The sequence below is a fragment of the Aquimarina brevivitae genome, assembly GCF_004216895.1.
Taxonomy (GTDB): Bacteria; Bacteroidota; Bacteroidia; order Flavobacteriales; family Flavobacteriaceae; genus Aquimarina; species Aquimarina brevivitae.
In genome coordinates, this window is record NZ_SGXE01000006.1 from 1 (window position 1) to 8,794 (window position 8,794).

The window sequence follows — 8,794 nt, forward strand, 5'->3', positions numbered from 1 at the left end:
GTTATAAAAAGGCAGCAGCCTTATCAAAAAGCTGCTGCCTAAATCATATATAATTTTAACTGTTTTTTATTTGGTTTTAACATGGAAATCGGGGGGTTAGGTTCAACACGCTTATTAGATAAAAACTGGTAATCAATTTTATGCTCCGAATTGATCTGACCAAAAACAGTAGGGTGAGCAAAAGTTAATACAAATATAAGAACGGTACTTGTTTTAAAGTGATGTAGTAGTAATGTCATGTAGTGCTTGATTCGTGTGGTAAAATAGCCTGGGCTATTCATCATCTGGTGAATTTAGCAATTTATTCTTTAATGTAAAATTAGTTTATTGTCTTCAACTTATAAATCATAATTCAATTCGCCTTACTAACTGACTGTGATATACATTGGTTGAGTCATAACGTATATTTACCTTATCCCTTAACTCAGGGAGATCGGGGGGTTAGGTTCAACACGCTTATTAGATAAAAACTGGTAATCAATTTTATGCTCCGAATTGATCTGACCAAAAACAGTAGGGTGAGCAAAAGTTAATACAAATATAAGAACGGTACTTGTTTTAAAGTGATGTAGTAGTAATGTCATGTAGTGCTTGATTCGTGTGGTAAAATAGCCTGGGCTATTCATCATCTGGTGAATTTAGCAATTTATTCTTTAATGTAAAATTAGTTTATTGTCTTCAACTTATAAATCATAATTCAATTCGCCTTACTAACTGACTGTGATATACATTGGTTGAGTCATAACGTATATTTACCTTATCCCTTAACTCAGGGAGATCCTTAAAATATACATCAAGTTCCTCTGCTCTAAGTAGTGATACTCCTAGAATAGTATCCGTATCTACTGTAAATTGATACTCGATGATATAAGTATCAATCCAGATATCCGCCATTTCATTAACGCGCCTGTAATCTCGTTTAAGATTAGAAATTACAGCTGTGGTTTCCACACCGTTCCGTGATAGCTGAGTATTATTTTTTGTATTCCAGACCAAAAGTATGCTTATTGCAATAAGCGCTATAGCTATAACAACCATCAACTTCCTGGGATCTAATGTATGCTTCTTCATTACTGGCATGACAATCTAATACGTTAACGTTTTACAAAGTTCAGTATACGGATATTTTTTGTATATCCAATGTGTCAATTCGCTACCAATTAGAGATGTGATGAATTTAGTGTTTCTTTGTACGGCGCATCTCGATAATTTTACACCTCTATTAGCCGTCTGTGATAATTAATTTGTCCCAGGTGATATGCTAAATGTTTTATTAAATGTACTAGTAAATATTCAATCGATTCTACTTTAGAAAACTTCATTATAGGATAATCCTTTTTTAAGTCTTCCTCGGTGATAGCATGTAGTGATGTTTTTACCATTGCTATGGTGTCTTTAATACTAATGATCAACGTAGTTCTGGAAACATCTTTTTGAGAAAATTCAAGTGCTCTATTCCTAACATAGTTAGTTTTTCCTATTTCCTTACCTATAAACGTATGTAAATTGCCTATGAGGTGCAGGCATAAATTCCCTGCTGAATTCGCAATGTTTTGTTCCACTCGCCAAATATTTTCTTCCTTCTGATACAACTCTAATTCAGCGATGACTTGATTTAAATCATTTTCAAAAAATGTTATAAAATCGTTTCCATTCATATGTGGCAGCTATCTAATTATATGTTTACTTCTATTGTTTTCTAATTTACTTTTTGAGGTAAAAAAGGGATTTTATTTATTATCCTTAATTATATTAGTCTTTAATCAAATTAGCTAAAACGTATTGGGTATGAAGTTCTAAAACTCCTCCAGTATGGATGTTCCCTTTGATTGATCCCCAGAGGTCCACTCCCAAAATTCATGCAGTCTAATTTTTCCATTGGGTAAAATTTCAGGTTTTGAAAAACAGATACCTGTCATGAGTTGCCCTTTATTATTTACCTGGTGGTACCGCATTTCAATGTTGCCGTTATCGCCTACCAAACCTATGAGGTGTCCCTTTTTGATGTTACCGCCACTATAGGTTGCTGTTAGAATCTCGCCCTCTTGTTTGTAGTAGAAAACGGTGTCTGCTGTGGTTTCTCCATTCTCCGTGTTAGCCACAGGTTTAAAGGTTCTATTGTTGTAATTCATGGTTAGGTACAATACTAGCTAACACATGTATATGTAAAAGTACAGCTTTGTATGGAATATAGGGTATCTATACCCAATAGTTTGTTTAAACACGAGCGAGACGCTCGCGCTAGCGGGGTAGCAGGGCGGGTATATACAAAATGCTATATTAATTTATTCTCTCATATATATTTCTGTAGTTCCAATTTGATCCACCGAGAAACATTATTAGTAAAACTGCACCTGATCGATGATGTACTAAATCAAAAACCAGATCCCCATTATCAGCTTTGCTTAGTCGAGTTTTATTTATATGTAGAGCTCCAGCCAAATAAGGAATTCCAAAAAATTTCACATTCTTATTTTTAAGATAAAAATATCCGTCATTCTTAACTTTTCCTTTAATTACCTCCTCTCCAATTTTATCGTCATTTTCTAAATAACAAATTTTAATTCTTTTAGTGTTTAAAACCTCAAGTTCAAATGTATACTTCTTTAATGTATCTAATTTTATAGATGGATTGAATATTTTTCTATCTATTTCATTAAAAAAACTAATATATGACCAATGTATCTTACCAATGGTATCAGCTTCTGAATGAATCGCTTTATAGACTCCATTTAATACATTCAATCTTTTTTCATTAAGAATATATGGGTTAGATCTGTTTTTTGGGAATGAAGCACATCCCTGAATTAATAGCGATGAAACTACGATCAATAAACCTATAATAATTTTTTTCAAGATTCTGTTTTTAATAGCCGACAATAATTATATATGTGTAAAAGTACATATATTTCAATAATGTACTTTTAAAAACCTAGTTCAGCATAGACACCTCTTGCTAGAGGTTTATTGTAGCGCAAATTCAGGAAACCGAGGATTCGACGTAGTCAAATTTTGCGGAGCGGGTAGCAGGTACGAGCGAGACGCTCGCGCTAGCGGAAGTTAACTATTCATCAAGACAGGTTCTGAACTAGCTTCTACACCTACAAACGCGTTTACCTAAATCTTTTGCTTTGGTTTCCGTCATCTTTTTAATGCCAGATTTGCATCTGCCTAGGGCTACATGTGATTTGCTTCGATGATATATTTTACTAGCCCCACAAACGTATACACTACTTTCAATCTTGGTATCGCTAATATCGATTTCTTTTGTCATCCCTAAACTGATGAACGCCATCAGCAGTATCAGTATTGTAGATTGTTTTATGCTCATAATAATCTATTTTAGAAGGTATTGTTTTTAAATACTTTAGCAGCTTCTGCTGAAAAAGAAACTTTATGTACCACGCGAAAAAGATTGACTGCGTTGAGTTTTTGATTTGGTACGGTAACAGGATTTGTTTACTTCCTCAACGCCTTTAAAATTCGTTCTTCATTGATCACGATATCCCTAAATAATACATGTGGAAATTCGGAATGTTTTGAAGTTTTAAATGCCTCATAAATTTTTAATAAAGTAGAAGCCGTTATCAAAGATAAATTCATTTCCGTATCCATTTCACAGTCCGTAACAAAATCATCACTAAACTCAGGCGCTACAAGTAAGATTTTGACAATCCGTAAATTATTTTTAAGCGCTACATTTTGATACGATTTTAATTGCCTGGACACTGAACTAAACTTATTATACCCTCTTTCCTTACTTGTTTTGCATTCTACAATAATTATTTCATCGTTACCAAGGTTTATAAGAATATCCATCATATCCTTCTTGGTATTCAACTTATTCTTAAGCTCATCATCCACATGCAATCCTAATCCTGAAAAAATTGTTTTTGTCAATTCTTCAAATTTTAAACCTAACTCACTTTCTTTAACCGTAATACCATTTTCTTTAAGTGCATTGAGGTTTCTAAAGGCTACATTTTCATAATTTTCTAAGTATAAATTTTCAACATCTTTATAGTGCTCCAGTATATTAAGAATATCATCTCCTCTTTCTTTGATACCATTATCCTTAATAAATTTAGACAGATCTTTTTTTACTATTAAATCTAAAATATCTCTTGGCTTAATGTTATAATCTAACAGGTAATCCGCTTTTAATACAAATTCATCCTGCAGTTCAAACTGATCTTTAATCTGCTGATTCAATTTAGGTAGCGATTGGTTTAATTCCGTCAATAGTTTATCAAAACCATCCAATGAAATACCTACCTTCTCGTCGCGTTCAATATTTTCAAAATGTGTAATCAAACTACTAATCTTATCTTCAAGCGTACCTCCTTTGAGGTTAGGAATGTTCAAACCCTTTTCACAGAGTTCATTCAGCGTTTTTTTCTTTTCTGTTAAGGTGTTTTCGTTTTTATAGATGGTTTCAGATAGTAGGTTGGTAAAAGAAACTCCCTCTTTAATGATTTCTTCAATTTTTTGAGCGTGCGATAATTTTCGATCGATATTATGCTCTCTGGCAATATGATTAATAACAGGCTCTCTCAAGATTTTTAGTGTTCTGCGATAAAATTTTTCTGCCACTTCCTTTTCTCTTACCTTACGTAACAATCGTACCATCTCATCCGCTACATAAATGGTGTTTTCTTTATTAGAATAAAAGATAACTCCTATGCTCTTTAGCCCTTTTATAACCTCTTGTATATCCATCTTCTTTATGGGAACAATGGAATAATTGATCAGCTTTACCTCTTCTTGAGAAAGACCTAGTTGTCTGGATAGTGTAAGCATTATGGACAATTCATCTGAGGTGATTTTAGCATCTCTGTTATTATCCAGATCGTTTTGATAGGCTGTTTTTAAACAAGCTTTATAAACTCTATAATCTCGTTTTCTACTGGCGCTGAGTTCAGATTTATCATTTTCAAAATCTGCATTAAGCCCTTTAATCCTTGATTTGATATGTTTGATTTCCTTCTCGTAAAGTCTGGAAAACCAATCTTGTTTCATGATACAGTTTCCATCGCGAATGATAATGTCGATCAAAATATCTAATTGCGAAGTAATTTCTTGAAACTCACTTTTTACGTGCTCCTGGAATTCATCTGTAGTAAGTGAAAAGATTCTTGCTATGTTTTGATTATCAACAGATTTTAAACCTTTATCAGACGTACTTAATATCTTGTCAATCTCTTTATGGTGCTTAGGGTGATTGGATATGATAGTATCAATTATTTTAATAAATGAGTTCTTTTCTATGGATCCGAGTTTGTCTAAAATCTGTTCTAGTTTCATAGTGCTTTTTATTAAATTCTGTTTTTATAAGCTAAATAACATAAGCAAGGATTGATTGCGTCAAATCCTCGATTTCGCCAGTAAAAGATATTGATAGATGCTATTGGTACGAATTAGTCGCTCACGGTATCAGGGGGAAATTACTTGCGCTATGTGTTATATACCTTTTTATGTCATATTATTTAAGAAGTTTTGCGATTCTTTCACTATTAAATTTATTCAATTTACATAGAGGTTTTAAGCTGTCATCGACATACTTGTCTGTCAATAATTTTTTATTTTTAATTGAAGTGTAATAAACTGGTGTCTTAAATCCTTTGGGATAATATTTACTATCTTGAACAAAAGGTATTGAGCGACAATCTTCCGAACAAATTATTCTGCATTTAGTAACAACAACAATCGCCGGTAGATGTGTATCGTCAAAGTCAATATCATCTTTTAGGTCTTCAACAACAACTTGATATTCATCGATATCTATAGTATCGCCCTCAATTGCTTTACCAACATCTTTTAATAGTCTTATAATAGGTAAGTATTTAGACGTTTTAGTTAATTCTTTTTTGTATTGTGAACCTCCATAAATCATAAGACCTTTACCAAGTAAAATCCAATTTAATACAGGTTTAAAATCTCTGTGTTTTGCAGACTTCTTTGAAAATACATTTGCTACGCAATTTGCGTCTATAATTATTGCCATAACTTAAATTATATTTCTAATAATTTAAGTTCCTCATCAATGAAAAAGTCTCTATAGGTCGAAGGAACTTTTTCTGAATAAGAGCCATCTTTATTTATATTTATATTTGTAATTGTGTTTCCTTCACTTCCTCGTTCAAAAAACAAAACTTTCGAATTAAATTCTATATCTTTTTTTGAATTATGTAATTTATATCTTAATCGATTAATTGTAAAATCACTATGTGTTTCAATTATAAATTTATTATTATCAATTTTAACAGCATTAAATAAAAAACTACCAAATGCTGATTGTGCTTTGGGGTGTAAATGAACTTCAGGTTGTTGTATTGAAAAACAAGTGTTTTTAGAGGATAAAATTTCTATAATTAGTGGTAACGATTGAGAAACACCATAACCTACATTAGGGAGTTTAATTTCCAAATCTTCGTATTTTATAATAATTTCGAAAGGTGAACTATTTTTCTTTCCTAATTCGCGAACTTCGATTTTATTAAATAAATTGCTGTCCTTACCAAATTGTTCTAAGGCACTAATAATTTTTGCTTTATCCTTACTATTCTTGCCTGAAAGAATTTGTCTAAGTATAGAAGGAATATGTTCGCCTTCTGGTGAAAATTTTATTTTATATGATTCATAAGTTCTTTTTGCTTTTGCTCTAATAGGAGCTAACCATTTATAGTTTGAATAAAGCATTTCATTATTAAACGATGGCCTAAATTTCTGTAAATTATTTCCTTTTAAAATTTCACTTCCTATAAGATGAGTTATGTAGTAAACTGGTAAAATTCCACGTCTAAATGGTCTTGAAAGAACTTTGTATGTATTAGGGTAATCAAAGTCATTGACCCATTTTTCGTATTCAACTCTATTTTCTTGTTTTATTCTATACCTGATTTGTTTTGGTGAGAAATTTATTAAAACATCAAAATTAGCAATATTAACTTTCATCAATTTTAATATTGGAATAGAATTTAGTTCGTGAAATTCAAACAATATTCTGAATTCGTCATTTTCATTGTTTTCGTTTTTCTTTTCTATACCAAGCTGAAAGAATTTATCTTCAGTTTGTTTATTAATTATTTCTTCAAAATAACCTAACTCAACTTCATTATTATTAAACTCATAGTCATACCAAAATTCAGCGCTCGACAATAGATTTACAACCTTAAGAAAAGATGTCTTTCCTGTACTATTCTCTCCTACAAGAAAATTAACCTGTTCTAAACTAATTATCTGATGTCTGAAGCCTTTATAGTTTTTTAAGAATATTTTTTCCATTTTGTTATTTTAATGTGGTACATCATAATTACCCAGTATAACTTTAGTTCACTTTTATCATTAATTAAGGTATTTATAACTTCTAGATATTGTAGCAATAGTTACCTTTTATTTTATATCTTATGTGCTCCCGTTAATTTCCCTAAAAGAAACTAGCTGCATCGAGTTTATTTTATTTTTTATCCCAACCTACAACAATTCCATTTTCTACTGTGACTTTTAAATCGTATCGATTTTTTGCAGTTTTATGAAATTTGTAAATTCGTTTGACTTTAGTTTTTAGAACTTGTTCGCTCACATCGGAAGGCTTCCCTTGGGAATCTAACAATTCCCTTCTCGTTTGACCTTGCCATATTTCACCTTTCATTAAACGTTCTACCAAAACTGGATCATTATATTTTTTCAATAACCTTTTTTCTTTTGCTACATAACTTAAATATGCTATTACAATAATTCCGATTACACATAAAATCACCCAATAATACCACGACATATTCTTATTTTTTTTGTATTAATTAATTCAATGTTAAACACTATTTCAAGCTTTTGATAAACAATGAAATAAAGAGAATCAGTTATACTCAATATAATTTCTTCACTAACTATTATGATATAAAAATACCAGTTTCATATACCTTTCCCTTGTGGAAAACCACAAACCAAGCTTATTAAAAACTCACTAGCTACTTAAAATCAATTCAGCAAGCGCAAGGCTATCACCCTACCCTATTATGGATAACAAAAGCTAGTGTCTTACTGCTATGGATACCATACAGTATTATTATACAAAGATGACGACTTAAGTGTTGTGGGGCAACGTAGTGGCATAAAACTATAAAATAAAATGATAAGTCGTCTACGGTTTTACCGTAGTAATTGGTTTTGTGTTATTTACTTTACTTATAATCAATACGTTAAAATCCTTAAAAGCAGCTAAAAAATCGTAGTCTGGTTGAGTGGGCTACGGAGTAGGTTGTATCGAGACCCTTTTTAGAGTAGATTTAGAAACTTATAAGTACTTCAAAATACATCTCGAAACCATTTTTCATTGCATTCAAAATCACTCGATCCGGAGTAATCGGGACAAGTTGTGACATATACACTTCAAATAAAAAACGCATTGTCTGGTCGAGTGGCGGACAGCTGGTAACGCTGGACGTTGTATCGAGACCCATTTTAGAGTAGATTTAGAAACTAATAAGTACTTCAAAATACATCTCGATACAATTTTTCATTGCATTCAAAATCACTCGATGTGACATTCGTGGATTTAGGAACTTATACGTGCTTCAGAATACATCTCGAAACCATTTTTCATTGCATTCAAAATCACTCGATCCCGAGTAATCGGGACAAGTTGTGACAAATACACTTCAAATATAAAAACGCGTTGTCAGGTCGAGTGGGCTGCGGAGCAAGGGGTAACGAGACTTAGTTGGTAGTTCGTAGTTCTTAGTTCTTAGTTCTTAGTTCGTGGTTCATGAATATGAGTCTTTGAGTCTTTGAGTTT

9 protein-coding genes are annotated in these 8,794 nt (G+C 31.9%); all 9 read right to left on the minus strand.

Features of this window, described 5'->3' with window-relative positions:
- Nucleotides 1-690: 690 nt before the first annotated feature.
- The 9 genes from EV197_RS15215 to EV197_RS15255 all read right to left on the minus strand — a co-directional run bounded on the left by EV197_RS15215 (nt 691) and on the right by EV197_RS15255 (nt 7,777).
- The gene (locus tag EV197_RS15215) at nt 691-1,071 is read right to left on the minus strand and encodes a hypothetical protein (protein WP_130287663.1); all 381 of its coding nucleotides are present in this window, start codon (nt 1,069-1,071) and stop codon (nt 691-693) included.
- Between the two features lie 140 nt (nt 1,072-1,211).
- Nucleotides 1,212-1,658, minus strand: a complete 447-nt coding sequence (locus tag EV197_RS15220; RefSeq protein WP_130287664.1) for a DUF1572 family protein — start codon at nt 1,656-1,658, stop codon at nt 1,212-1,214.
- Between the two features lie 138 nt (nt 1,659-1,796).
- Entirely contained in the window at nt 1,797-2,132 is a 336-nt protein-coding gene (locus EV197_RS15225; RefSeq protein WP_130287665.1) for an avidin-fold protein, read from the minus strand.
- Nucleotides 2,133-2,280: 148 nt separating this feature from the next.
- Nucleotides 2,281-2,856 (minus strand): hypothetical protein, encoded by a 576-nt coding sequence (locus EV197_RS15230; RefSeq protein ID WP_130287666.1) that lies wholly within the window; start codon nt 2,854-2,856, stop codon nt 2,281-2,283.
- Nucleotides 2,857-3,088: 232 nt separating this feature from the next.
- Nucleotides 3,089-3,331, minus strand: a complete 243-nt coding sequence (locus tag EV197_RS15235; protein ID WP_130287667.1) for a hypothetical protein — start codon at nt 3,329-3,331, stop codon at nt 3,089-3,091.
- A 128-nt stretch (nt 3,332-3,459) separates the two neighbouring features.
- Nucleotides 3,460-5,304: a hypothetical protein gene (locus EV197_RS15240; RefSeq protein ID WP_130287668.1), complete on the minus strand. Its 1,845-nt coding sequence runs from the start codon at nt 5,302-5,304 to the stop codon at nt 3,460-3,462.
- Between the two features lie 178 nt (nt 5,305-5,482).
- Nucleotides 5,483-6,004 (minus strand): hypothetical protein, encoded by a 522-nt coding sequence (locus tag EV197_RS15245; protein ID WP_130287669.1) that lies wholly within the window; start codon nt 6,002-6,004, stop codon nt 5,483-5,485.
- A gap of 8 nt (nt 6,005-6,012) precedes the next feature.
- Entirely contained in the window at nt 6,013-7,284 is a 1,272-nt protein-coding gene (locus EV197_RS15250) for an AAA family ATPase (RefSeq protein WP_130287670.1), read from the minus strand.
- A gap of 172 nt (nt 7,285-7,456) precedes the next feature.
- On the minus strand, nt 7,457-7,777 hold the full coding sequence (locus EV197_RS15255) for a DUF2845 domain-containing protein (RefSeq protein WP_130287671.1): 321 nt from the start codon (nt 7,775-7,777) through the stop codon (nt 7,457-7,459).
- Nucleotides 7,778-8,794: the final 1,017 nt, after the last annotated feature.

What these genes read in the sequence shown, in the direction of transcription:
- EV197_RS15215 (WP_130287663.1), bottom strand. Translation starts at nt 1,071, where the DNA reads ATGAAGAAGCATACATTAGATCCCAGGAAGTTGATGGTTGTTATAGCT.
- EV197_RS15220 (WP_130287664.1), bottom strand. Translation starts at nt 1,658, where the DNA reads ATGAATGGAAACGATTTTATAACATTTTTTGAAAATGATTTAAATCAA.
- EV197_RS15225 (WP_130287665.1), bottom strand. Translation starts at nt 2,132, where the DNA reads ATGAATTACAACAATAGAACCTTTAAACCTGTGGCTAACACGGAGAAT.
- EV197_RS15235 (WP_130287667.1), bottom strand. Translation starts at nt 3,331, where the DNA reads ATGAGCATAAAACAATCTACAATACTGATACTGCTGATGGCGTTCATC.
- EV197_RS15240 (WP_130287668.1), bottom strand. Translation starts at nt 5,304, where the DNA reads ATGAAACTAGAACAGATTTTAGACAAACTCGGATCCATAGAAAAGAAC.
- EV197_RS15245 (WP_130287669.1), bottom strand. Translation starts at nt 6,004, where the DNA reads ATGGCAATAATTATAGACGCAAATTGCGTAGCAAATGTATTTTCAAAG.
- EV197_RS15250 (WP_130287670.1), bottom strand. Translation starts at nt 7,284, where the DNA reads ATGGAAAAAATATTCTTAAAAAACTATAAAGGCTTCAGACATCAGATA.
- EV197_RS15255 (WP_130287671.1), bottom strand. Translation starts at nt 7,777, where the DNA reads ATGTCGTGGTATTATTGGGTGATTTTATGTGTAATCGGAATTATTGTA.